We start from the raw sequence: 22,892 nt of genomic DNA on the forward strand, positions 1-22,892 counted from the left end.
CGAGCCCCGGCTCCCCCGTAACGTGAGCCTCGCCAAGTGTCCCACGAGAGGTCTGGACCTGACACTCACCGAGGCTCCGTGCCCGGGGCGTGTCAGGGACTTCCGGGGCCCTTGGACCCTGGTCCGGGGGACCTTCGTCCGGCGGGCGCCCTATCCAGGCACAGAGGTATTGTCAAGAGGGCAATGCCACCCTAACGGGGCGTTTTCCGCCCGCCCCGCCCCCGCCCACTATTACAGAACAGACGCACTGTTCCAGAGCAGACGGGAGAGCACGCGTGACGCGCAGCGTGTACGTGACCGGGATCGACCGAGGAGACGGCCGCCAGGTCATCGAGCTGGGAGTCATGGAGCTCCTGACCCGCCAGGTGGACCGGGTCGGAGTGTTCCGGCCCCTGGTGCACGACGGGCCCGACCGCCTCTTCGACCTGCTCAGGTCCCGCTACCGGCTGACGCAGGACCCGGCGACGGTCTACGGCATGGACTACCACGAGGCCTCCGCGCTCCAGGCCGAGCTGGGCACCGACGAGACGGTCTCCCGGCTCGTCGACCGGTTCCACGCCGTGGCCAGGGAGTACGAGGTCGTGCTGGTGCTCGGCACGGACTTCTCGGCCACCCAGCTCCCCGACGAGCTGGCGCTCAACGCACGGCTCGCCAACGAGTTCGGCGCGTCCGTGATCCCGGTGGTCGGCGGCAAGGGCCAGACGGCGGAGTCGGTGCGGGCCGAGGCGCGCAACGCCTACCGGGCGTACGACGGCCTGGGCTGCGACGTCCTCGCGCTGGTCGTCAACCGCGTCGCCCCCGGCGACCGCGCGGAGATAGCCGAGCGCCTCGCGGCGCGCCTCCCCGTCCCCTGCCCGGTCCTGCCCGACGACCCGACGCTCTCCGCGCCGACGGTCGCCCAGGTGACGCACGCGCTCGGCGGCACGGTGCTGCTGGGCGACGACGCGGGCCTGGCGCGCGACGCGCTGGACTTCGTCTTCGGCGGCGCGATGCTGCCGAACTTCCTGAACGCGCTGACCCCCGGCTGCCTGGTGGTGACCCCCGGCGACCGCGCCGACCTGGTCGTCGGCTCGCTGGCCGCGCACAGCGCGGGCACCCCGCCGATCGCGGGCGTCCTGCTGACGCTGGACGAGCGGCCCGCCCCCGAGATCCTGACGCTGGCCTCCCGGCTCGCGCCCGGCACCCCGGTCGTCTCGGTCGCGGGCGGCTCCTTCCCCACCGCCGCCGAGCTGTTCGCCCTCGAAGGCAAGCTGAACGCGGCGACGCCCCGCAAGGCGGAGACCGCGCTCGGCCTCTTCGAGCGGCACGTGGACACCGCCGACCTGCTGGCCCGGATGTCGGTGGCCCGCAGCGGCCGCGTCACGCCGATGATGTTCGAGCACGACCTCCTGGAACAGGCCCGCTCCGACCGGCGCCGCGTCGTGCTGCCCGAGGGCACGGAGGAGCGGGTGCTGCGCGCCGCCGACGTGCTGCTGCGCCGCGACGTCTGCGACCTGACGCTGCTGGGCGACACGGACGCCATCCGCAAGAAGGCCGCCGACCTCGGCATCGACCTGGCGGCGTCCGAGCTGATCGACCCGGCCACGTCCGAGCTGCGCCAGCGCTTCGCGGAGCAGTACGCGGCGCTGCGCGCCCACAAGGGCGTGTCGGTGGAGCTGGCGTACGACGTGGTGGCGGACGTCAACTACTTCGGCACCCTGATGGTCCAGGAGGGCCTGGCCGACGGCATGGTCTCGGGCTCGGTGCACTCCACGGCCGCGACCATCCGCCCGGCCTTCGAGATCATCAAGACCAAGCCGGACGCGAAGATCGTCTCCTCGGTCTTCTTCATGCTGCTCGCCGACAAGGTGCTGGTGTACGGCGACTGCGCGGTGAACCCCGACCCGAACGCCGAGCAGCTGGCGGACATCGCGGTGCAGTCGGCGGCGACGGCGGCGCGCTTCGGCGTCGACCCGCGCGTGGCGATGCTCTCGTACTCGACGGGCACCTCGGGCTCGGGCGCGGACGTCGACAAGGTCCGCGAGGCCACCGAGCTGGTCCGCGCGGCCCACGGCGACCTGCGCATCGAGGGCCCGATCCAGTACGACGCGGCGGTCGAGCCGTCCGTCGCGGCGACCAAGCTGCCGGGCTCCGAGGTGGCGGGCCAGGCGACGGTGCTGGTCTTCCCCGACCTGAACACCGGCAACAACACCTACAAGGCCGTGCAGCGCTCGGCGGGCGCGGTCGCCGTCGGGCCCGTGCTCCAGGGCCTGCGCAAGCCGGTCAACGACCTCTCGCGCGGCGCCCTCGTCCAGGACATCGTCAACACCGTCGCCATCACGGCGATCCAGGCCCAGGAGACCTCCGCATGACCGGCACCACCGGCGCACCCACCCGCGTCCTCGTCCTCAACTCCGGCTCCTCCTCGCTGAAGTACCAGCTCCTCGACATGGCCGACGGCTCCCGTCTCGCCGTCGGCCTGGTCGAGCGCATCGGCGAGGAGACGTCCCGCCTGGAGCACACCCCGCTGACCGGCGGCGGCGCCGAGCGGCGCGAGCGCACCGGCCCGATCGCCGACCACGACGCGGCCCTCAAGGCGGTCTCCGCCGAGCTGTCGCACGACGGGCTCGGGCTGGACTCGCCCGACCTGGCGGCGATCGGCCACCGCGTGGTGCACGGCGGCCTGAAGTTCACGGCGCCGACCGTCGTCACGGACGAGGTGCTCAAGGAGATCGAGCGGCTGATCCCGGTGGCCCCGCTGCACAACCCGGCGAACGTCACCGGCATCAGGACCGCGCGGGCGCTGCGCCCCGACCTGCCGCAGGTCGCGGTCTTCGACACGGCGTTCCACACGACGATGCCGGAGCACGCGGCGCGGTACGCGATCGACGTGGAGACGGCCGACGCGCACCGGATCCGGCGCTACGGCTTCCACGGCACCTCGCACGCGTACGTCTCGCGCAAGACGGCCGAGCTGCTGGGCAAGGACCCGTCCGAGGTGAACGTCATCGTGCTGCACCTGGGCAACGGCGCGTCGGCGTCGGCCGTCGAGGGCGGCCGGTGCGTGGACACCTCGATGGGGCTCACGCCGCTCGAAGGCCTGGTAATGGGCACCAGGTCGGGGGACGCCGACCCGGCGGTGATCTTCCACCTCTCCCGGGTCGCCGGAATGTCGATCGACGAGATCGACTCCCTGCTCAACAAGAAGAGCGGTCTGGTCGGCCTCTGCGGCGACAACGACATGCGGGAGATCCGGCGCAGGATCGACGAGGGCGACGCGTCCGCGCGGCTCGCTTTCGACATCTACGTCCACCGGCTGAAGAAGTACATCGGCGCCTATTCGGCGGTGCTCGGCAGGGTGGACGCGGTGGCGTTCACGGCGGGGGTCGGCGAGAACGCGGCCCCGGTGCGGGAGGCTGCGATCGCGGGCCTGGAGGAGCTGGGCCTCGCGGTGGACTCGGACCTCAATTCCGTACGGTCCGGGGAGCCGCGGCTCATCTCGCCGGACTACGCACGGGTGGCGGTGGCCGTCGTCCCGACCGACGAGGAGCTGGAAATCGCCGACCAGACCTTCGCATTGGTGACGAACGCAGCCGTAGAAGAAAGCACCAACTGAGCACCGCCCCGCCCATTTGTATATTCCGCCAGACGGAATATTCCGTAGTGAAACAAACCGATAGGATCCGCCTCATGCGCCGTTCCAAAATCGTCTGCACACTGGGCCCCGCCGTCGACTCTCACGAGCAGCTCGTCGCTCTGATCGAGGCCGGCATGAGCGTGGCCCGATTCAACTTCAGCCACGGCACCCACGCCGAGCACCAGGGCCGTTACGACCTGGTGCGCAAGGCCGCCGAGGAGACCGGGCGGGCGGTGGGCGTCCTCGCCGACCTCCAGGGCCCGAAGATCCGGCTGGCGAAGTTCGCCGAGGGTCCGGTCGAGCTCGTCCGCGGGGACGAGTTCGTCATCACCGCCGAGGACGTCCCCGGCGACAAGTCGATGTGCGGCACGACCTACAAGGGCCTGCCGGGCGACGTCTCCAAGGGCGACCCGATCCTGATCAACGACGGGAACGTCGAGCTCAAGGTCGTCTCGGTGGAGGGCCCCCGGGTCAGGACCATCGTCATCGAGGGCGGTGTCGTCTCCGACCACAAGGGCATCAACCTGCCCGGCGCGGCGGTCAACGTCCCGGCCCTGTCCGAGAAGGACGTCGAGGACCTCCGCTTCGCGCTCCGCATGGGCTGCGACCTGGTGGCGCTCTCCTTCGTGCGGGACGCCGACGACGTGAAGGACGTCCACAAGGTGATGGACGAGGAGGGCCGCCGGGTCCCCGTCATCGCCAAGGTGGAGAAGCCGCAGGCCGTCGAGCACATGGAGGGCGTCGTCATGGCGTTCGACGGTGTGATGGTGGCCCGTGGCGACCTGGCCGTCGAGTACCCGCTCGAAAAGGTCCCGATGGTGCAGAAGCGCCTCATCGAGCTGTGCCGCCGCAACGCCAAGCCGGTGATCGTCGCGACCCAGATGATGGAGTCGATGATCACCAACTCCCGCCCCACGCGCGCCGAGGCGTCCGACGTCGCCAACGCGATCCTGGACGGCGCGGACGCGGTCATGCTCTCCGCCGAGTCCTCGGTGGGCGCGTACCCGATCGAGACGGTCAAGACGATGTCCCGCATCGTCGAGGCCGCCGAGGAGGAGCTGCTGTCCAAGGGCCTCCAGCCGCTGGTCCCCGGCAAGAAGCCGCGCACGCAGGGCGGTTCGGTCGCCCGCGCGGCCTGCGAGATCGCGGACTTCCTGGACGGCAAGGCGCTGGTCGCCTTCACCAAGTCCGGCGACACCGCCCGCCGCCTCTCCCGCTACCGCGCCTGCCAGCCGATCCTGGCGTTCACCACGGACGCGGGCACCCGCAACCAGCTGACGCTGAGCTGGGGCGTGGAGTCCTTCGTCGTCCCGCACGTGGACAACACGGACGCGATGGTCGACCTGGTCGACGCGGAGCTGCTGAAGCTCCAGCGCTACAACGAGGGCGACACCATGGTCATCACCGCCGGCTCGCCCCCCGGCATCCCCGGCACCACCAACATGGTCCGCGTCCACCACCTGGGCGGCGAAACCGCCTGACGCACGGCACGCGCGAAGGAGCCCCGGGCCATCGGCCCGGGGCTCCTTCGCGTGCGGCTCCCGGAAGGGTCGGTGGGACTACCTGCCGCGGGTGAGGTAGTTGTGCAGGCCCGGGACCGTGAGCGTGCCGCCGAACTGGCCCGCCTGGACCACGGTCACCTCGGTGAACATCGCGATCGGCACGTTGAGCGGGGGCGGGCTCGCGGGGCTGAACACGACCGGGAAGATGCCGAAGAGGTTGCCCTTCAGCGACTCCGTGTACATCGTCACCGTGCCGTTGCGGATGGTCGAATTGGAGCCCTTGCGCGCCTGGACGTGCGTCGTGTTGTCGCCCGGACCCGCGACCGTCTGGTGGAGGTCGTGGATGTCCGTCTCCTTCGCGGTGAACTTCAGGACTTCCTTGACCTTGCCGCTGCCCGTCCTGACCTTGACCTTGCCCTCGTAGTCGAGGCCGCGCAGGGTCAGCTGCGAGGAGTGCAGGATCCAGGGGTCGTCGGGCAGGTCGGGTATGCCCTGCTCGACGCCCTCCGCGTCGACGCAGGGCGGGGAGCCCTCCTCGAACTCCTCGACCTCGATGCCGCGCTTGGCGGCCTCGTCCTTGATGGCCTTCTTGACCTTCTCGGCCTCGGTCAGGGGCTCGTCGTCGGCCTTCTCGTCCTCGGCCTTCTTCTCCTCGTCGGCCTTCTTCTCCTCGGCCTTCTTCTCTTCCTCGGCCTTCTTCCGCTCGGCCGCCTTCTTCCGCTCGGCCTCGGCGTCCTTCTCCGCCGTGCCCGACTCCCCGCCCTTGCCGTCGTCGGCCTTGCCGTCGTCGGCCTTGCCGTCGTCGGCCTTGTCGTCCGTGCCGGGCTTCGGCCCGGCGGGCTCGGTGGGCTTCGTGGTGTCCGCGGGGACGGGCGCCGTCTCCTTCGGGTCGGGCGTCGGCTCCTCGCCCTTGCCGCCGGTGAGGAAGTCCTTGATCGCGTCGCCGACACCCAGCGGGTCCAGCGGGTTGACGCTCTTCGTCGGCGTGGGCGTCGGCGCGGCCTTGTCGGTCCCCGGGGCCTTGGCCCCCGTACCGGCAGCGGGCTTCTCGGCGGGCTTCGCCGCGTCGCCGGTCGCACCGGCCGAGGGAGCGGTGGTCGGCTTCTCCTCCGGCTTCCCAGCCCCGTCGCCCTTGTCCGCGTCGGGCTTCTCGGTGGGCTTCTCGTCCGGCTTCTTCCCGTCCGGGGCCTTCGACGCGTCCGGGTCGGGAACGTCCTCGCGGGTGACGCACGGCCCCGCGGCCGCCTTGCCCGGCTCGTCGGCGATCGCGAGCTTGGGGGTGAGGCTCATCCCGACGAAGACCGCCGTGGGCATCGCGGCCAGCGCGAGCGCCTTGCTCGCCGGCATCTGGAACTTGGCCAGCAGGGACTTGCGGGGTGCCGCGTGCCGCGGCCCTCTTCTCACACGGGCGCCGCGTCCCTCGTCCTCGTTCGTCCGAGCCTCGTCACCCCGCACTGTTCCTCCCGCCATCGGCGTCAAAAGAAGTGTCCGTTGCGTTCGCCCCCGGCTCCGGGGCGTGTCCGGGCCGCGGCGGCGCGGGCTCGGTACGTGCCAGTGGCATGGTCCGCATCGCGTCGTCCCAGGCCGCGGCCTTGGCATCGGCGGCGGGCGACGGCGCGGGGATCGCGGCGGCCGGATCGGCCTGGCCCCCGGCCGCCGGGACCGGCTTGCCCGGCGCCCAGGCGATGGCCAGGCCTCCGCCGATCAGTGCGGAGACGAAGCCGATGAAGAAGCCGCCCAGGTTCGACGAGGGGATCGAGACGATGCCGAGCAGGATCGAGGCCACGCCCGCGAAGATGCGTACGGCCTGCTGGTACCACATCGTCAGGCCGAGGGTCACCAGCAGCACCCCGATGATCAGCGCACCCGCGCCGCCGGTCGTCCCCATGTTCATGGCGAGCTGCCCGAACTTGATGTCGGAGTACGCGAACCAGATGATCCAGCCGCCGCCGTTGACGGCGAAGAGGCCGGCCCAGAACGGCCGGGTGCCACGCCAGGCGCGGAAGCGCGCTCGCCAGTGGTGGAATCCGTGGTCGTTGCCGGACGAGTGGGCGCTGACACTCACGCTCATGGAAAACAGCTCCCTGGAACCGGTGTTGCTGTACAGAAGAAAGGGAGAGGGAGCGGGCGGAGCCGGCCTCGGCCGTGCCCCGCCCGCCGGGGAGTGCTTAGTAGCACTCCTTGACGCCCTTGTGCAGGCGCATGCTCAGGCCGCTGAGCTTGAAGGTGCCGGCCGTGGTCGACCACGCCTTCTGCCGCACGTCGGTCAGCACGGCACGGTCGGCCTGCTGAGCGAAGCCGTACGGGTTGGCCTCGGTGCCCTTCTGGATGCCGGGGCCCTTGTCGGCCTTGCCCGCCGCGACACCGATGTCGAGGTTGGTGAACTCCGCGTCGGCGTCGAGGTCCTCGACGTCGAGGTAGAGGTTCTCACCGACCACCGGCTTGCCGCCGCCGCCCGCGTTGAGCTGGAGCGTGACGTTGCCGAAGAACGGCACGTTCGGCGTGACGACCGACTGGCACATGCCGTAGATCTTGGCCGTCTTGAACCCCGAGACCGCGACCGGGTGGGCAGCCTTGTTGCCCTTGAGGTCGGTGCCCTCGGCGATGCCGCCGTACTGGACGAAGCCCGTGCCGTCGAGCATGTCGGCGCTGACCTTGAAGCTCTGGCCGGAGACGCTGAACGACGCGGCCAGCGCGCCCTGTGCTATCGCCACGCCGACCGCGGCCGTCGCGACCACGCTCGGCACCATGACGACGGCGAACCGCTTCCATCTGGTCCCGCCACGAACCTGGGACTCCATGAGTTTCCTCCTTCTCGGACGTACATCTCCGGTCCGGGTCGCGGGGACCCGTCCTGGGATGGGAGAAGTGCTACGTCCTCGGGAAGGAGAGCGCCCGGGACACACGGGCGCGAACCGCGCCCGAATCCACCGGCGATCACCCCCGAGCGACAACCACTGGTCGCGCCTGACACGCATCACGCACAACCTGCCGGACAGGCCCTGCGGTTCAGCAGGAACCCCCCTGTCCGCAGCCGGCGCCTCTGCCGCCGACTCACTCGGTGGGGACCCAAAGGCCGCGGCGCGGCTGGCTGCCGGGCTGAAGCGGTATTGGACCGAGCGTGGCCGATCGTGGTGCATTACGGGCCGGTGCACAAGGGGGTTCGTTACTCGCTAGTAACGGCCCGATAACCGAGGCGCGGCCGGGCGGCGCCGCGCGTGCACACAGGGTGTAGCCGACCGGTGCGGAGAAAGGGGTGATTGTCGCCCAGAAATGGACAGAACCCTGCCCTCGATTTACTGCGAGTAACAGGGCTTGGCTTTATCAAGATTTGGTAAAGCAGGGGGAGTTATTGTCGCCGTGTCGCCAAATCGGCCGTGGTGCCCCTGGGGGCGCCACGGCCGTGTTGTCACCTCGGCACAAAGGTCATCCGGTACGGGCGGGGCCCGTACCGGACGAAGGCGTACGGATCAGAACAGAACCCTCGCCAGCGCACCGCGCGCCGCCGCGACCCGGGGGTCGTCGGGGCCGATGACCTCGAAGAGTTCGAGCAGTCGCACCCGCGCCGCGTTCCGGTCGTCGCCGACGGTCCTGCGCACGGTCTCGACGAGCCGTCCGAACGCGTCCTCGACGTGGCCGCCGACCAGGTCGAGGTCGGCGGCGGCGATCTGGGCGCGCACGTCGGCCGGGTTCGCCGCGGCCTCCGCCCGCACCTGCTGCGGGTCCATGTCCCTTACGCGGGAGAGGAGTTCGGCCTGGGCCAGACCCAGCTTCGCCTCCGTGTTGCCCGGGTCGTCGGCCAGCACGTTCTCGTACGCCTGGATGGCACCGGGGAAGTCGTTGGCGTCGAGCGCCACGACGGCCGCTTCGAGCAGCGCGTCGTACGGCCCCGCGGGGACCGGGGCGGGTCCGGCCGCCTCGCCCGCCGCGTCCGGGTCGACGGTGATGCCGGTGAGGCCGAAGCGCTCCTCAGCGACCTGGACCAGCTGGCCGAGCACCTCGCGGACCTGCTGCTCGGGGGCCGGGCCCGGGAGCAGCGGCAGGGCCTGGCCGGCCACCACGGCGAAGACCTCGGGAATGCCGCGCACGCCGAACTGCTGCGCCAGCAGCTGGTTGGCGGCGACGTCGGCACGGGCCAGCACGAAGCGGCCGTTGGCCTCGACGGCCAGCCGCTCCAGGAGTTCGGTCAGCTGCTTGGAAGGCTCGCTCGCGTCGGCCCAGAAGACGATGACGACGGGCACCTCGGTCGAGCGCTGGAGGACGTCGCGCTCAAGACCGGTCTCGTCGACGTCGATCACCAGGGCGGAGGGCGCCACCGCGCCGCCGCCGCCGTTGCGGGCGGACTCCGCACGGGCCTGCTCCGCCTTGGCCTTGGCCTCGTTGGCGGCCTTCACAGCGGCGAGGTCGACGACGCCGCTCATGGACATGTTCCTAGGCTGCATGGGTACATCCTCCCCCAAGCCGTGTGCGAACCGCGCCCGTCCGTCACCCCCCGCCGGATTGCGGGGCATGCGGGTCGGACCGCGGGGGCCGGGTCCCGAGGAGGACCTGAGTGCGGCTCCGGGTCCCCACCCGGTGCCTGTGGTTGTCGCTGAGGCTGTTCGAAGCCTTTCGCTACGAGTCGTAGCGTAACTTCATCGACGGCCGCCCGTGTGAGATTTCCCCGGTGATCCCGATCACCTACTGGCCGGTATGGTCTCGTCCATGCCGAGCCACCACCCCTCTGACCCCACCGGCCCCACCGGCCTCGACGCCGCCGGGGCCGCGTCCCGTCCCGGGCGGCCGCGCAGCGCCGCGGCCGACAGCGCGATCCTGGAGGCGACCAGGGAGGCCCTGGTCGAACTCGGCTGGTCCAGGCTGACGATGGGCGACGTGGCGACGCGCGCGGGGGTGGCCAAGACGACCCTGTACCGCCGCTGGCCGTCCAAGAACGAGCTGGTCGTGGACGCCGTCGCGGTCCTCTTCGACGAGCTGGAGCTGACCGACCGCGGCTCGCTCACGGCCGACATCGAGAGCGTGGTGCTCCAGTTCGCGGCGCTGCTGGGCCGCCCCGAGACCAAGACGGCACTGATGGCGGTGGTCGCCGAGTCCACGCACGACGAGGCGCTGCGCGAGCGCATCAGGGTGTCGATCGTCGACCGGCAGAAGCGCCTGGTGCTGACGGGCCGGGAGCGCGCCCAGGCGCGCGGCGAGCTGCCGCCGGAGGCGGACGAGCAGTCGGCGGCCCGCACCGCGGACCTGATCTTCGACGTGATCGCGGGCGCGGTGGTCCACCGGGCGCTGGTGAGCGCGGAGCCGGTGGACGAGGAGTGGGCCCGCCGCTTCACGGTCCTGCTGCTGGCGGGCCTGGGCGCGGCGGCGCAGAGCTAGGACGCGTACCGCGCAGGGCTAGGACACGTACTGCGCGGCGAACCCGCCGACCGGTTCGGTGGGGGTGATGACGTCGATCAGGACGCCCGAGGGGTCGGCGACGATGAAGTGGCGCTGCCCGAAGTCCTCGGTGCGGATCTCCAGTTCGGCCGGGAGGCCGCCCCGGACGACCAGCCGCTCCCACTCGGCGTCGACGTCCTCGACCTCGAAGTTGAGCAGCAGCCCCGCCACCGGCCTGCGGTACGCCGCCGGGAGCGTCGGGTGGGTGTGGTCGAGCAGCGCCAGCTCGTACGGGAGGGGTCCGGTGCGCTTCAGGCTCACGTACCAGTCGGCCTCGAAGGTCACGTCGAAGCCGAGCAGCGAGGTGTAGAAGTCCTTGGACGCCGCGATCTCCGGTGTGCAGATCACGGGATAGAAGCTGGTCAGCAGCATGGCGAGACTCCTTCGCGTACCATCGGTATGCGAAAGAACGTAGTTCGCATACCATCGGTATGTCAATGGAGGGGCGTGCCATGACCAGCAGGGCCGAGCAGCGCGAGCGGACCAGGCGGACCCTGCTGCGCGTCAGCAGGGAGCTCTTCGCCGACCGGGGGTACGGGGCGGTGGGCCTCGCGGAGGTCGTCGCCGCCGCCGGGGTCACCAAGGGCGCGCTCTACCACCACTTCGCGGGCAAGGCCGAGCTGTTCGGCGCCGTACTGGCCGAGGTGCAGCGGGAGGTGGGCGAGCGGGTCGCCGGGGCGGCGGACGCGGAGGCGGGCGCGTGGGACGGGCTCGTCGCGGGCTGCGGGGCGTTCCTGGCCGCGGCCACCGCGCCCGACGTACGGCGGATCATGCTGCTCGACGGCCCCGCCGTGCTGGGCTGGGCGCGGTGGCGCGCCCTGGACGAGGAGGCGTCGGCCCGCCACCTGGCCGACGCGCTCACGGAGCTGGTGCGGGAGGGCACGCTCGCCCCGCAGCCGGTGGCCCCGCTGGCGCGGCTGCTGTCGGGCGCGATGAACGAGGCGGCGCTGTGGCTCGCGGAGTCCGAGGACCCCGGGCGGGACCTGGCGGACACCAGGGCCGCGCTGGGACGTCTGCTGGAGTCGCTGCGGGCCTGAACGCAGTCGCTGCGGGCCTGAACGGAGGAGAGGGGCGGGACCCGTGCGGGTCCCGCCCCTCCCGCCGTCGTACGGCTAGAAGCCGGGCGGCTCGGTGTACGTGCCCCACTCGTCCCGCAGCACGTTGCAGATCTCGCCCATCGTGGCCTCCGCGCGCACCGCGTCCAGCATCGGCTCGATCATGTTGGAGCCGTCCCGCGCGGCGGCGAGCATCGCGTCCAGCGAGGCGCGCACCTTCGCGTCGTCGCGCCCGGCCTTGCGCTCGGCGAGCACCCGCACCTGCTCGGTCTCCACCTCGTGGCTGACCCGCAGGATCTCCAGGTCGCCGGTGACCGAGCCGTGGTGGACGTTGACGCCGACGACCCGCTTGTCGCCCTTCTCCAGCGACTGCTGGTACTGGAACGCCGACTCGGCGATCTCGCCGGTGAACCAGCCGTCCTCGATGCCCCGCAGGATGCCCGAGGTGATCGGCCCGATCGGGTGCTTGCCGTCCGGGTGGGCGCGCAGTCCGCGCTCCTTGATCTGGTCGAAGATCTTCTCCGCGTCCGCCTCGATGCGGTCGGTGAGCTGCTCGACGTACCAGGCGCCGCCCAGCGGGTCGGCGACGTTGGCGACGCCGGTCTCCTCCATCAGCACCTGCTGCGTGCGCAGCGCGATCTCGGCGGCCTGCTCGCTGGGGAGCGCCAGGGTCTCGTCGAGGGCGTTGGTGTGCAGCGAGTTGGTGCCGCCGAGGACCGCGGCCAGCGCCTCGACCGCCGTGCGCACCACGTTGTTGTAGGGCTGCTGGGCGGTGAGCGAGACGCCCGCCGTCTGCGTGTGGAAGCGGAGCCACTGCGCCTTGTCGGTCTTCGCGCCGTACACCTCCTTGAGCCAGCGCGCCCAGATCCGGCGCGCGGCGCGGAACTTGGCGATCTCCTCGAAGAAGTCGAGGTGCGCGTCGAAGAAGAAGGAGAGGCCGGGGGCGAAGACGTCGACGTCCAGGCCGCGGCTGAGGCCAAGCTCGACGTAGCCGAAGCCGTCGGCCAGGGTGTACGCCAGTTCCTGCGCGGCCGTCGCCCCGGCCTCGCGGATGTGGTAGCCGGAGACGGAGAGCGGCTTGTAGGCCGGGATGCCCTTGGCGCAGTGCTCCATCAGGTCGCCGATGAGGCGCAGGTGCGGCTCGGGCTGGAAGAGCCACTCCTTCTGCGCGATGTACTCCTTGAAGATGTCGGTCTGGAGCGTGCCGTTGAGCACCGCCGGGTCCACGCCCTGGCGCTCGGCCGCGACCAGGTACATGCAGAAGGCGGGCACGGCGGGGCCCGAGATCGTCATCGACGTCGTGACGTCGCCGAGCGGGATGTCCTTGAACAGGACCTCCATGTCGGCGGCGGAGTCGATGGCGACGCCGCAGTGGCCGACCTCGCCGAGCGAGCGCGGGTCGTCGGAGTCGCGGCCCATCAGGGTCGGCATGTCGAAGGCGACGGAGAGGCCGCCGCCGCCCGCGGCCAGGATCATCTTGTAGCGCTCGTTCGTCTGCTCGGCGTTGCCGAAGCCGGCGAACTGGCGGATGGTCCAGGTCCTGCCCCGGTATCCGGTCGGGTAGAGGCCGCGCGTGAAGGGGTACTCGCCCGGCCAGCCGATCCGCTCGAAGCCCTCGTACGTGTCGCCGGGCCTGGGCCCGTAGACCGGCTCGACCGGGTCCCCGGAGAGCGTGGTGAAGTCCGCGTCCCGCTTGCGGGCCTTGTCGTAACGGGCCTGCCAGCGCTGGCGGCCCTCGTCGATCGCGTCGGCGTCCATGCAATCGAATTTACTAGGACGTCCTAGTAAATGTCGATGGCCGACCGCCGCGCCCCGCAGGGCGCGGCGGTGGGGTCACGCCTGGGCGGCCGCCGGGTCCGCCTTGCCCGCGATCAGCGCTCGGGTCTCGCGGGTGATCTTCGGCTCGACGAAGAAGCTGGCCACGGGGATGCAGCCCGCCGCGAGGACCCACAGCAGCTTGCCGAACGGCCACTTCGCCTTGGAGCCGAGGTCGAAGGCGAAGACCACGTAGATGATGAAGAGCACACCGTGGATCTGGGAGATCAGCATCGTGTCGCCGACCTTGAAGGCGTACTTCGCGATGATGGCGACGGTGAAGACGAGCAGCCAGACGGCGGTGACGTAGGCCATGGCCCGGTAACGGGTCAGCACATTCTCTTTCATGGCTTCGAGCGTAACCGGGCACTCCGGGCGATCTTCGCGCGGGCCCGGTCGCGCGCTACGACTCCTCGAAGTCCTCGGCCGCCACCCGCAGCGGTCTGAGCATCGCGAAGATCTCCGCGCACTCCTCCGCGTCGTACGCGCCCAGCCCGAAGTCCATCGCCATCAGCTCGCGGGTGGCGCTCTCCACCACCTCGCGGCCCTTGTCGGTGATGGAGGCGAGCGTGCCGCGCCCGTCGTTGGGGTTGGGCCGCTTGGCGACCAGGCCCGACCGCACCAGCCGGTCGACGGTGTTGGTGACGGACGTGGGGTGCACCATCAGCCGCTCGCCGATCTTCGACATCGGCAGCTCGCCCGCCTTGGAGAAGGTGAGCAGCACCAGCGCCTCGTACCGCGCGAAGGTCAGTCCGTACGGCTTGACGACCGCGTCCACCTCCGCGAGCAGGATCTGCTGCGCGCGCATGATGGAGGTGATCGCCGCCATGGAGGGCACGGGGCCCCAGCGCCGCTGCCAGAGCTCGTCGGCGCGGGCGATGGGGTCGAACGGGAGACTGAGGGGCTTCGGCACGCGTAGACCTTACCCACTGGTCATATGCTGGTCAGCCCCTTCTCGCCGCTCGGCATCGCACTGGCCGGTGTCGCGACCCGTGGCGAATTGCCCGGCATGTGACGATTGAGCGGTTCCGTACGTCACCCAGTGCCCGAGGGGACCGGATGCCCGGCCGCAGAACGCTGACCCGCACGCTCATCGCCGCTTCGCTCGCCGCCTGCGCCGCCCTGACCGCGGCCTGCTCCGGCGGCTCGTCGTCGTCCGCTCCCCCGGGGTCGAACCCCGAGCCCGCCGCGCCCAGCGCGGGTTCGCCGTACTGGGTGGACCCGGAGAGCGACGCGGCCCGACAGGTGCGGGCGTGGGAGGCGCAGGGCCGCACCGCCGACGCGAAGGCGCTGCGGCGCATCTCCACGCGCCCGGTCGCGGACTGGCCGGCGGGCGACAGGCCGGGGCCCGGGATCGAGAAGGCGGTGCGGGGCGCGGCACCCGACGGGCGGACGGTGCTGCTGGTCGCGTACAACATCCCGCACCGCGACTGCGGCCTCTACTCGGCGGGCGGCGCGCACGACGCGGCGGCCTACCGGGCCTGGGTCGGGGAGTTCGCGGCGGCGATCGGGGACGCGCCCGCGACGGTGGTCCTGGAGCCGGACGCGGTCTCGCACATCGTGGACGGCTGCACGCCCGCGCAGCACCACGCGGAGCGCGAGCGGCTGCTCGCGGAGGCGATCGGGACGCTGAAGGCGAACCCGCGGACCAAGGTGTACCTGGACGCGGGGAACCCGGCGTGGATCGACGACCCGGGCAAGCTGGTGGAGCCGCTGAAGCGGGCGGGCGTGGCGAAGGCCGACGGCTTCTCGCTGAACGTCTCGAACTTCCAGCGGACGGAGGCGGTGAAGGCGTACGGCACCCGGCTCTCCGGGCTGCTCGGCGGGCGGGTCCACTTCGTGGTCGACACCAGCCGCAACGGCGACGGGCCGCTGCCGGGCGACCGGCAGCAGGCGTGGTGCAACCCGCCGGGGCGGGCACTGGGCACCCCGCCGACGACCTCGACGGGCGACGCGCTGCTCGACTCGTACCTCTGGATCAAGCGCCCGGGAGACTCGGACGGCCCGTGCCGGGGCGGGCCCGACGCGGGGACGTGGTGGCCGGACTACGCGCTGGGCCTGGCCCGCAGGGCCAAGGCGTAGCCCCCCCCGGACCCCCGGACCCACGGACCCCCGGGCCCGCGGGCCCCGCCCGGCTCAGGGCTTGCCGCGCTGGGACCTCAGGTGTTCGGCGACGGGGGTGAGCGAGGCGCGCAGGTGGGCCAGCGCCTCGGGGGTGAGCAGGTCGATGAAGTGCCGGCGCACGGAGGCGACGTGGTGCGGCGCGACCTTGCGCATGGTCTCCATGCCGAGGTCGGTGAGCACCGCGTACAGCCCCCGCCGGTCGGACTCGCAGTGCTCGCGGCGGACCAGTCCCGCGTTCTCCATGCGGGTGATCTGGTGCGAGAGCCTGCTCTTGGACTGGAGCGTGGCCGCGGCGAGGTCGCTCATCCGCAGCCGGTGGTCGTCGGCCTCGGAGAGGTTGACGAGGATCTCGTAGTCGTTGTTGGTCAGCCCGAACGGCTGGAGGTCCTTCTCCAGCTGGTACATCAGCAGCCGGTTGACGTCCAGGTGCGTCCGCCACGCGCACTGCTCGGCATCGGTCAGCCAGGGGGCTCCCTCGGGGGAGGCCTGGGGAAGAGTCGCCGTCTCAGTCTCCATATGTGGATTCTACCTAAGAAGTTGAAATCCGGACTATACGGGGGAGTGTGACGCCCGGCACCCGGGACGCCCCGCGCCTCGTCGCGCGGGAGCACCCCTCGTACGCCCGAGCCGGCACGGCACGGGCGTTCGGCGTCACACTCCGCAGACTACCGCTCACAAACCGAAGCGCCGCTGGAGGTCCCCGAGCTGGCCCGGCAGCCGGGGCGCGCCCGCGGGCTGGCCCGGCCGCGCCTGGCCGCCCGCGCCGCCGCCCGGCACGCCCGCCTGGTGCGGCACCGCGCCCGTGTCCGCCTCGGCCAGCAGCGCCTCGGTCGACTGGAGCAGGACCGTGCCCGCCCCGACGAACTCGAACTGGTGCTCCTCGCCGGACTGTCCGCCGAACCCGGTCATCGCGCGCAGCCCGCCGAGCACGCCCGTCATGTAGCCGTGGTCGTAGTGGTGACAGGGCGAGGGACAGTCGGCCCAGCCGACCAGCGCCTGCGGGTCGACCCGGATCGGCGGCTCCATGAAGACGACGGGCCCGTTGGAGGCGGCGACGAACTTGCCGGTGCCGATCAGCGTCAGGAAGCCCGGCACGATCGACTGCTTGAGCGCCAGCGAGGGCTGGTACGCGAGGAGGTTGCCGGAGCGGATGGTGAGGTTGCCGTCCTCCAGGTCGTAGGAGTTCACGTCGAACGCCCGGTCCGCGAGCAGCATCTTGCCGCTGCCCTCGGCCACCACCCAGTCGCTGGCGTGCAGCGGGGAGTGGAAGGAGGTGCGCAGCAGCCGGTCGAAGCGGCCGTGGCCGATGCCGTTGAACTCGATGGAGCCGTAGTAGGCGATCATCTTGCCCTTCTGCAGGAACCACTGGGAGCCCTTGAGCTCCACGCAGAAGGCGTACGGATTGACGTTGTCGTCGCTCGGCAGCGTCATCGGGTCGAAGATCACGGGCGTGCTCACAGCTTCTCCTCCGACGCCTGGACGTACACCGTGCCGCTGCCGCTCAGCTCCAGCTGGAACGCCTCGCCCGAGCCGCGGCCCACCATGTCGCGCCAGCCGAGCGCGGTGGAGAGCTTGTTCCGGACGTCGCCGCGGTGTGCCACGTACGCCTGCGGGTCGACGTGGATCGGGCGGCCGGGGTGGATGGGCAGTTCGACGACGCCGCCGTGCGCCATGACGGCGACCGCGCCGTGGCCCTTGAGGGTGGTGGTGAACAGGCCCTGTCCCGTGACCTGGCCGCGCACCATGCCCATGACCCCGCCCTGCGAGCCCATGAACATGGTGCCCTGCTGGAGGGTGCCGTCGAAGGCGAGCAGCCGGTCGGCCTCGACGTAGAGGGTGTCCCCGGCCATGCTCACGACGTGGATGTGGTGGCCGCCGTGGCCGAACATCACCGTGCCGCTGCCCTCGACCGTCATCAGCGGCGTCGCCTCGTTCGCCACGCGGCGGCCGATCATCGACATGACGCCGCCCTGGCCGCCCTGGATGTTGGGGGTGAAGGAGACGTCGCCCTGGTAGGCCAGCATCGCGCCGCGCTGGCTGAACATCTTCTGTCCCGGTACGAGGGTCGCGCTGACCATCCGGGAGTTGACCTCGGTGAACGGCATCAGACGTCACCGCCGATGGTGTTGCGCTCGCTGGGCTGGACGTACACCACGCCGTCGCCCTCGAAGCGGATCTGGAACGCCTCGCCCGAGCCCTCGCCGATGAGGGTGCGGAAGGTGACGCCCGACTGGAAGTGCTGCTGGAGGTTGCCCTGGTGCGCGACGTACGCGCCGGGGTCGACGGAGAGCGGGTACTGCGGGGTCACGCGCAGCGCGATCGCCTGGCCGTCGGACATGATCGCCACCTGGCCCGTGCCCTCGACGGTGGTGGTGAACAGGCCGTTGCCGCTCGCGCCGCCGCGCACCCCGGTGAAGGTGGTGCCGGTGCGCAGCGCGGCGTCGGCGCACAGCAGGTTGCTCGCCTCCACGTAGAGCTTGTCGCCGTGCAGCGCGACGAGGCTGATCTCGCTCGCGCGGTCGGCGAAGAAGCAGGTGCCCTGCCCCTTCACCTCCATCACGGCCATCTGCTCCCCGGTGAGGCGCCGGGTCACCATGCCGCGTATGCCCTCACCGCCGCCGGTCATCTTCTTGAACGACATCTGGCCGTCGTACGCGACCATGGAGCCGTTCTTCGCCTTCACGGCGTCGCCCGTCATGTCGACGGCGAGCACCTTGCTCCCTTGGAGCCGGAACATTGCCACGGAGCGACGTTAGCCGCCGAAATCGGCACGGAACAGAGCCCCTGGGCGATCGTGGCCGACCCGACGCCGACCCGGGTAAAGATCCGGAAAAGCCCGGTGCCACAATGGATCGACGCTTGTGCATGCGTTCACAAGATCGCCCGGCCGTTCCCCGGCCGCGCCGCCCCGCCAGCCCCCGACGAAGGTGCCTGCCTCGTGGACATCAAGACCGCCTCCGCCCTCCACCGACTCCGCCTGGTCTCCGCCCCCGAGGCCGTCTCGTTCCTGCTGCTGATCGTCTGCTCGGTGCTCAAGCGGACCACCGACTTCAACGCGGTGCCGGTGATGGGCATGATCCACGGCATCCTCTTCATCCTGTACGTGCTGCTGTGGGCGGACGCCTGGAACCGCACCAAGTGGGACCTGAAGACCGCCGCCCTGTACTTCGTCCTGTCCGTGCTGCCCTTCGGCGGCTTCTACGCGGAGCGCAAGCTGAAGCGCGCCGCCGAGGACGCGGTCATCGCGGGCCGCGCGCGCCGCGAGGGCACGGTGAAGACGGGCTGACCCGCCCCGCACCCGCACTCCCCGGGAGCCCCCGGACCGCACCGGTCCGGGGGCTCCCGCGCGTCCGCGCGCCCCGCCACCCTCCGCGACGGGCCCCGCCGAAACCCCCCGCACGGCCGACTCCGGGTCGACACGCCGTCGAATGTCCACTTTTGTGGTGATATCGACCTGTTCAACCCTGGAGGACACGTGCCGCCCGAGGGCTATGACTACGACGCCTACAGCCACCTCGCAGGCCCGCTCACGGAGCCCGACGAGAAGGCCTACAAGGTGCGCTACCGCAGTCTCCTCTCGGTCGAACCCCATCGAATACGGGCCGTCCTGCTGGGCCTGCTCGCCCCCGTGCTCGCGGGGCTGCTGCTGGCGTACCTGGTCTGGCCCACCCACTGGACCACCCGCGAGGGCGGCGCCCGGTGGCTGGTCGCGCTCGACACCGTGATGCTCTGCTCGATCGGGCTGATCATGTTCTTCATGGTCGTGAACGTCGTCTCGGTGGCGCACGCCACGCTGGTGGCCCGCGACCCGATACCCGTGACGGCCGAGCCCGGCACCAAGGTCGCCTTCCTCACCACGTACGTCCCGGGCAAGGAACCGATCTCCATGGTCCGCGCCACCCTGGAGGGGGCCGTACGGATCCGGCACACCGGACCGCTCGACGTGTGGCTGCTCGACGAGGGCGACGACGACGGCGCCAAGGCGCTCTGCGCGGAGCTGGGCGTGCGCCACTTCACCCGCAAGGGCGTCCCCGAGTGGAACCGCAAGAAGGGCGCCCACAAGGCCCGCACCAAGCACGGCAACTACAACGCCTGGCTCGCGATGCACGGCGACGACTACGACTTCTTCGCCTCCGTCGACACCGACCACGTCCCGCTCCCGAACTTCCTGGAGCGGATGATGGGCTACTTCCGCGACCCCGACACCGCCTTCGTCGTCGGCCCGCAGGTCTACGGCAACTACACGGCGGCCGTCACCAAGGCCGCCGAGTCCCAGCAGTTCCTCTTCCACGCGCTGATCCAGCGCGCGGGCAACCGCTACCACGCGCCGATGTTCGTCGGCACCAACAACGTGGTGCGCATCGACGCGCTCAAGCAGATCGGCGGGCTCTACGACTCCATCACGGAGGACATGGCCACCGGCTTCGAGCTGCACCGCAGGAAGAACCCGAAGACCGGCCACTTCTGGCGCTCCGTCTACACGCCCGACGTACTGGCGGTCGGCGAGGGCCCGGCCTCCTGGACCGACTTCTTCACCCAGCAGCTGCGCTGGTCCAGGGGCACGTACGAGACGCTGTTCAAGCAGTACTGGAAGGCGCCGTTCAGGGTGCCGCCCGGCCGGCTCTTCAACTACACGCTGATGCTGGCCTACTACCCGATGACGGCCGTCAACTGGCTGCTCGGCATCCTCAGTTGCGTGCTTTTCCTCTGGTTCGGCGCGTCCGGCACCGAGGTCTCCGCGTCCCTCTGGCTGATGCTCTACAGCGACGCCGCCGCCCTCCAGATCGGCCTCTACCTCTGGAACAGGCGGCACAACGTCTCCCCCCACGAGCCCGAGGGCTCGGGCGGCATCGCGGGCATGGGCATGTCCGCGCTGTCCGCGCCGATCTACCTGAAGTCGCTCGGCTCGGCCCTGTTGCGCACCAGGGGACGCTTCGTGGTCACCCCCAAGGGCGGCCAGGCCAGCCCCGACCGGCTGCTGACCTTCCGCATCCACCTCTTCTGGGCCGCCGTGCTGATCGCCTCGCTCGTCGCGTCGGTGCACTACGGCCACACCCACGTCGCCATGCGCACCTGGGCCGTGCTCGCCCTGGTCATCGCGCTCTCCCCGATCGCGGTGTGGTGCTGCACGTCGGTGCGCGGCAGGAGCCGGGCCAGACGCGCGGCGGCGGCAGCAGCGAGCGAGGAGGCCGAACCGGCCTTCGCCACGACGACCGGAGGCAACTGACCCATGGGCTACCGGCCTTCCAAGCGGATGAAGAAGACCCTCCTCGGCGGCGGCGCCGTGGTCGTCCTCGCGGCGCTCAACGCCCCGGCCGCGCTCTCCTTCGCCGAGGAGAAGTACCACGCGTACAAGATCGACCAGCCCGGCTACAAGGCCGACCGCGGCTCGTGGGACGAGCTGGACGTGCCCGAGGGCTTCCGGCTCAACGCCATGCACGCGGCGCTGCTGCACACCGGCAAGGTGCTCCTGATCGCCGGATCGGGCAACGACCAGGAGAAGTTCGACGCGGGCACCTTCGACACGGTCCTGTGGGACCCGGCGAAGAACACCTTCAAGAAGATCCCCACCCCCGAGGACTTCTTCTGCTCGGGGCACACCCAACTCCCCGACGGACGCCTCCTGGTGGCGGGCGGCACGGCCCGCTACGAGGTCCTGGACGGCGAGGTGACGCGCGCGGGCGGCGGCATGCGCGTGAAGAACGAGTCGCCCGACCGGTCCTACACCCTCAAGAAGGGCACGGTCTTCCGCTCCCCCTCCGGCGTCGAGTACGCCTCCAAGTTCGACGTCACCGTCCCCAAGGCGAAGCGCGAGTTCGAGATCTCGTACTTCGCCAGCGGCCAGATGCGCCCCTGGAAGACCAAGGTCACCGCGTCCGAGGCGCGGGTCTTCGTCGAGGCCGTCAAGGAGGGCCCCGAAGCCCTGACGACCGAGGCCGCGCAGTACGAGATCGAGGGGCTGAAGGGCGAGGCGGCCGACAACGTCTACGGCCTCGCCCAGAAGATCACCACCGAGAAGCAGGACTTCCAGGGCATCAAGGCGGCGTACGAGTTCGACCCGAAGGCCGAGAAGTACGTCCCGGTCGCCCCGATGAAGGACGCCCGCTGGTACCCCACGCTCACCACGCTGGAGGACGGCAGGGTCCTCGCCGTGTCCGGCCTCAACGACGTCGGCGACGTCGTGCCCGGCGACAACGAGGTCTACGACCCCGGGAGCAAGAAGTGGACCAAGGGCCCCTTCCGCTACTTCCCCACGTACCCCGCGCTCTTCCTCACCCAGAGCGGCAAGCTCTTCTACACCGGCTCCAACGCGGGCTACGGCCCCGCCACCAAGGGCCGCGACCCCGGCCTGTGGGACATCGAGAAGAACACCTTCCAGAAGGTCAAGGGCCTCACCGACACCGACCAGCTGGAGACCTCCGCCTCGCTGATCCTGCCGCCCGCGCAGGACCAGAAGGTGATGGTGCTGGGCGGCGGCGGGGTCGGCGAGTCCGCGAAGGCGACGGCGCGCACCGCGATCGTCGACCTCAAGGCGGACACGCCCGTCTTCAAGACCGGCCCCGACCTGCCGCAGGGCGCCACCCGCTACCTCAGCAGCGTGCTGATGCCCGACGACACGGTGTTCACCAGCGGCGGCTCCAGCGACTACCGGGGGCGCGGCGGCAGCGACGTCCTGGAGGCGCAGTTCTACGACCCGAAGACCAACGACTTCCGCGCGGCGGCCGAGCCGACGATCGGGCGCAACTACCACTCCGAGGCGCTGCTGCTGCCCGACGGGCGGGTCGCGACGTTCGGCTCGGACCCGCTGTTCGACGACGCGGACAACACGAAGCTCGGCACGTTCGAGCAGCGCGTGGAGGTCTTCACGCCGCCCTACCTCCACCGGGGCGACGAGGACGAGCGGCCGGTCCTGGGCGACGGCCCCGAGGAGTTCGACCAGAAGGGCAGGGCGACGTTCCGCACGAAGGACGCGGCGCGGATCGTGAAGGCCCGCCTGATGCGGCCGAGCGCGGTCACGCACACGACGGACGTGGAACAGCGCTCGATCGAACTGGACCTGGAGAAGAGCGCGAACGCGGTGACGGTGACGGCCCCGGACGACCGGGCGCTGGTGCCGCCGGGCTGGTACATGCTGTTCGCGGTCGACGAGGAGGGGACTCCGTCGGTGGCGAAGTGGGTGCGGGTGGAGTAGGGCGGGGTGTGCCCCACCCTCGCGCAGTTCCCCGCGCCCCCTTTTAGGGGCGCGGGGAACTGCGCGATCTTTTGAACGCCCCCGGCAGGGTTTCGGGAAGGGGCGGGGTGGGGTGCAGCCCGCCGCAGGCGAAAGGCGGCGCCCCCGGGCAACGGCGC

21 protein-coding genes are annotated in these 22,892 nt (G+C 70.9%); 9 read left to right on the top strand and 12 right to left on the bottom strand.

The window, feature by feature from the left end; translation table 11 throughout:
• Positions 1–275: 275 nt before the first annotated feature.
• The 3 genes from pta to pyk all read left to right on the top strand — a co-directional run bounded on the left by pta (position 276) and on the right by pyk (position 5,097).
• Positions 276–2,351, top strand: coding sequence for a phosphate acetyltransferase (gene pta / locus ACIBNE_RS16390; RefSeq protein ID WP_399271961.1), 2,076 nt, complete (start codon positions 276–278; stop codon positions 2,349–2,351).
• On the top strand, positions 2,348–3,595 hold the full coding sequence (locus tag ACIBNE_RS16395; RefSeq protein ID WP_399271963.1) for an acetate kinase: 1,248 nt from the start codon (positions 2,348–2,350) through the stop codon (positions 3,593–3,595). The genes pta and ACIBNE_RS16395 overlap by 4 nt, the downstream gene beginning before the upstream one ends.
• Before the next feature lie 74 nt (positions 3,596–3,669).
• Entirely contained in the window at positions 3,670–5,097 is a 1,428-nt protein-coding gene (pyk, locus tag ACIBNE_RS16400) for a pyruvate kinase (RefSeq protein ID WP_399271965.1), read from the top strand.
• 78 nt (positions 5,098–5,175) lie between these two features.
• Here the strand turns inward: pyk and ACIBNE_RS16405 are convergent, their stop codons facing one another.
• The 4 genes from ACIBNE_RS16405 to ACIBNE_RS16420 form a co-directional block, all read right to left on the bottom strand.
• Complete coding sequence (locus tag ACIBNE_RS16405; RefSeq protein ID WP_399272939.1) at positions 5,176–6,573, bottom strand: hypothetical protein; 1,398 nt, start codon at positions 6,571–6,573, stop codon at positions 5,176–5,178.
• Complete coding sequence (locus ACIBNE_RS16410; RefSeq protein WP_399271967.1) at positions 6,563–7,189, bottom strand: DUF6114 domain-containing protein; 627 nt, start codon at positions 7,187–7,189, stop codon at positions 6,563–6,565. Before ACIBNE_RS16410 ends, ACIBNE_RS16405 begins: the two co-directional genes overlap by 11 nt.
• Before the next feature lie 97 nt (positions 7,190–7,286).
• Positions 7,287–7,919, bottom strand: coding sequence for a DUF6230 family protein (locus ACIBNE_RS16415; RefSeq protein WP_399271969.1), 633 nt, complete (start codon positions 7,917–7,919; stop codon positions 7,287–7,289).
• 669 nt (positions 7,920–8,588) lie between these two features.
• Positions 8,589–9,560 carry a tetratricopeptide repeat protein gene (locus ACIBNE_RS16420; protein WP_399271970.1) on the bottom strand — a complete coding sequence of 324 codons (972 nt, stop codon included), beginning with the start codon at positions 9,558–9,560 and terminating at the stop codon, positions 8,589–8,591.
• A 262-nt stretch (positions 9,561–9,822) separates the two neighbouring features.
• Between ACIBNE_RS16420 and ACIBNE_RS16425 the strand changes: the two genes are divergently transcribed.
• Positions 9,823–10,488, top strand: coding sequence for a TetR/AcrR family transcriptional regulator (locus ACIBNE_RS16425; RefSeq protein WP_399271972.1), 666 nt, complete (start codon positions 9,823–9,825; stop codon positions 10,486–10,488).
• Between the two features lie 18 nt (positions 10,489–10,506).
• On the opposite strand, the gene ACIBNE_RS16430 is transcribed toward ACIBNE_RS16425, so the two are convergent.
• Positions 10,507–10,920: a VOC family protein gene (locus ACIBNE_RS16430; protein WP_399271974.1), complete on the bottom strand. Its 414-nt coding sequence runs from the start codon at positions 10,918–10,920 to the stop codon at positions 10,507–10,509.
• 80 nt (positions 10,921–11,000) lie between these two features.
• Between ACIBNE_RS16430 and ACIBNE_RS16435 the strand changes: the two genes are divergently transcribed.
• Entirely contained in the window at positions 11,001–11,585 is a 585-nt protein-coding gene (locus tag ACIBNE_RS16435) for a helix-turn-helix domain-containing protein (protein ID WP_399271976.1), read from the top strand.
• A gap of 75 nt (positions 11,586–11,660) precedes the next feature.
• On the opposite strand, the gene ACIBNE_RS16440 is transcribed toward ACIBNE_RS16435, so the two are convergent.
• The 3 genes from ACIBNE_RS16440 to ACIBNE_RS16450 form a co-directional block, all read right to left on the bottom strand.
• Positions 11,661–13,361, bottom strand: coding sequence for a methylmalonyl-CoA mutase (locus tag ACIBNE_RS16440; RefSeq protein WP_399271979.1), 1,701 nt, complete (start codon positions 13,359–13,361; stop codon positions 11,661–11,663).
• A gap of 75 nt (positions 13,362–13,436) precedes the next feature.
• Positions 13,437–13,766 (bottom strand): DUF3817 domain-containing protein, encoded by a 330-nt coding sequence (locus ACIBNE_RS16445; RefSeq protein ID WP_399271981.1) that lies wholly within the window; start codon positions 13,764–13,766, stop codon positions 13,437–13,439.
• A 55-nt stretch (positions 13,767–13,821) separates the two neighbouring features.
• Complete coding sequence (locus tag ACIBNE_RS16450) at positions 13,822–14,331, bottom strand: MarR family winged helix-turn-helix transcriptional regulator (RefSeq protein ID WP_399271983.1); 510 nt, start codon at positions 14,329–14,331, stop codon at positions 13,822–13,824.
• A gap of 146 nt (positions 14,332–14,477) precedes the next feature.
• Between ACIBNE_RS16450 and ACIBNE_RS16455 the strand changes: the two genes are divergently transcribed.
• Positions 14,478–15,500, top strand: coding sequence for a glycoside hydrolase family 6 protein (locus tag ACIBNE_RS16455; RefSeq protein ID WP_399271985.1), 1,023 nt, complete (start codon positions 14,478–14,480; stop codon positions 15,498–15,500).
• Positions 15,501–15,554: 54 nt separating this feature from the next.
• Here ACIBNE_RS16455 and ACIBNE_RS16460 read toward each other — a convergent pair whose 3' ends face one another.
• The 4 genes from ACIBNE_RS16460 to ACIBNE_RS16475 form a co-directional block, all read right to left on the bottom strand.
• Positions 15,555–16,058 (bottom strand): MarR family winged helix-turn-helix transcriptional regulator, encoded by a 504-nt coding sequence (locus ACIBNE_RS16460; protein WP_399271987.1) that lies wholly within the window; start codon positions 16,056–16,058, stop codon positions 15,555–15,557.
• Positions 16,059–16,214: 156 nt separating this feature from the next.
• A complete protein-coding gene (locus tag ACIBNE_RS16465) occupies positions 16,215–17,000 on the bottom strand; it encodes an AIM24 family protein (protein WP_399271989.1) in 786 nt (261 codons plus the stop codon).
• Positions 16,997–17,647: an AIM24 family protein gene (locus ACIBNE_RS16470; RefSeq protein WP_399271991.1), complete on the bottom strand. Its 651-nt coding sequence runs from the start codon at positions 17,645–17,647 to the stop codon at positions 16,997–16,999. The genes ACIBNE_RS16465 and ACIBNE_RS16470 overlap by 4 nt, the downstream gene beginning before the upstream one ends.
• Positions 17,647–18,279, bottom strand: coding sequence for an AIM24 family protein (locus ACIBNE_RS16475; protein ID WP_399272941.1), 633 nt, complete (start codon positions 18,277–18,279; stop codon positions 17,647–17,649). Before ACIBNE_RS16475 ends, ACIBNE_RS16470 begins: the two co-directional genes overlap by 1 nt.
• 201 nt (positions 18,280–18,480) lie before the next feature.
• On the opposite strand from ACIBNE_RS16475, the gene ACIBNE_RS16480 reads away from it, so the two are divergent.
• The 3 genes from ACIBNE_RS16480 to ACIBNE_RS16490 all read left to right on the top strand — a co-directional run bounded on the left by ACIBNE_RS16480 (position 18,481) and on the right by ACIBNE_RS16490 (position 22,734).
• Positions 18,481–18,828: a DUF3817 domain-containing protein gene (locus tag ACIBNE_RS16480; RefSeq protein ID WP_399271993.1), complete on the top strand. Its 348-nt coding sequence runs from the start codon at positions 18,481–18,483 to the stop codon at positions 18,826–18,828.
• A gap of 189 nt (positions 18,829–19,017) precedes the next feature.
• A complete protein-coding gene (locus ACIBNE_RS16485; protein ID WP_399271995.1) occupies positions 19,018–20,769 on the top strand; it encodes a glycosyltransferase family 2 protein in 1,752 nt (583 codons plus the stop codon).
• 3 nt (positions 20,770–20,772) lie between these two features.
• On the top strand, positions 20,773–22,734 hold the full coding sequence (locus ACIBNE_RS16490) for a galactose oxidase-like domain-containing protein (RefSeq protein WP_399271997.1): 1,962 nt from the start codon (positions 20,773–20,775) through the stop codon (positions 22,732–22,734).
• Positions 22,735–22,892 lie beyond the last annotated feature (158 nt).

The sequence above is a fragment of the Streptomyces sp. NPDC050504 genome (genome assembly GCF_044458065.1).
In the GTDB taxonomy this organism is placed as follows: Bacteria; Actinomycetota; Actinomycetes; order Streptomycetales; family Streptomycetaceae; genus Streptomyces.

What these genes read in the sequence shown, in the direction of transcription:
- ACIBNE_RS16395 (WP_399271963.1), top strand. Translation starts at nt 2,348, where the DNA reads ATGACCGGCACCACCGGCGCACCCACCCGCGTCCTCGTCCTCAACTCC.
- pyk (WP_399271965.1), top strand. Translation starts at nt 3,670, where the DNA reads ATGCGCCGTTCCAAAATCGTCTGCACACTGGGCCCCGCCGTCGACTCT.
- ACIBNE_RS16410 (WP_399271967.1), bottom strand. Translation starts at nt 7,189, where the DNA reads ATGAGCGTGAGTGTCAGCGCCCACTCGTCCGGCAACGACCACGGATTC.
- ACIBNE_RS16415 (WP_399271969.1), bottom strand. Translation starts at nt 7,919, where the DNA reads ATGGAGTCCCAGGTTCGTGGCGGGACCAGATGGAAGCGGTTCGCCGTC.
- ACIBNE_RS16420 (WP_399271970.1), bottom strand. Translation starts at nt 9,560, where the DNA reads ATGCAGCCTAGGAACATGTCCATGAGCGGCGTCGTCGACCTCGCCGCT.
- ACIBNE_RS16425 (WP_399271972.1), top strand. Translation starts at nt 9,823, where the DNA reads ATGCCGAGCCACCACCCCTCTGACCCCACCGGCCCCACCGGCCTCGAC.
- ACIBNE_RS16430 (WP_399271974.1), bottom strand. Translation starts at nt 10,920, where the DNA reads ATGCTGCTGACCAGCTTCTATCCCGTGATCTGCACACCGGAGATCGCG.
- ACIBNE_RS16435 (WP_399271976.1), top strand. Translation starts at nt 11,001, where the DNA reads ATGACCAGCAGGGCCGAGCAGCGCGAGCGGACCAGGCGGACCCTGCTG.
- ACIBNE_RS16440 (WP_399271979.1), bottom strand. Translation starts at nt 13,361, where the DNA reads ATGGACGCCGACGCGATCGACGAGGGCCGCCAGCGCTGGCAGGCCCGT.
- ACIBNE_RS16445 (WP_399271981.1), bottom strand. Translation starts at nt 13,766, where the DNA reads ATGAAAGAGAATGTGCTGACCCGTTACCGGGCCATGGCCTACGTCACC.
- ACIBNE_RS16455 (WP_399271985.1), top strand. Translation starts at nt 14,478, where the DNA reads ATGCCCGGCCGCAGAACGCTGACCCGCACGCTCATCGCCGCTTCGCTC.
- ACIBNE_RS16460 (WP_399271987.1), bottom strand. Translation starts at nt 16,058, where the DNA reads ATGGAGACTGAGACGGCGACTCTTCCCCAGGCCTCCCCCGAGGGAGCC.
- ACIBNE_RS16470 (WP_399271991.1), bottom strand. Translation starts at nt 17,647, where the DNA reads ATGCCGTTCACCGAGGTCAACTCCCGGATGGTCAGCGCGACCCTCGTA.
- ACIBNE_RS16475 (WP_399272941.1), bottom strand. Translation starts at nt 18,279, where the DNA reads ATGTTCCGGCTCCAAGGGAGCAAGGTGCTCGCCGTCGACATGACGGGC.
- ACIBNE_RS16490 (WP_399271997.1), top strand. Translation starts at nt 20,773, where the DNA reads ATGGGCTACCGGCCTTCCAAGCGGATGAAGAAGACCCTCCTCGGCGGC.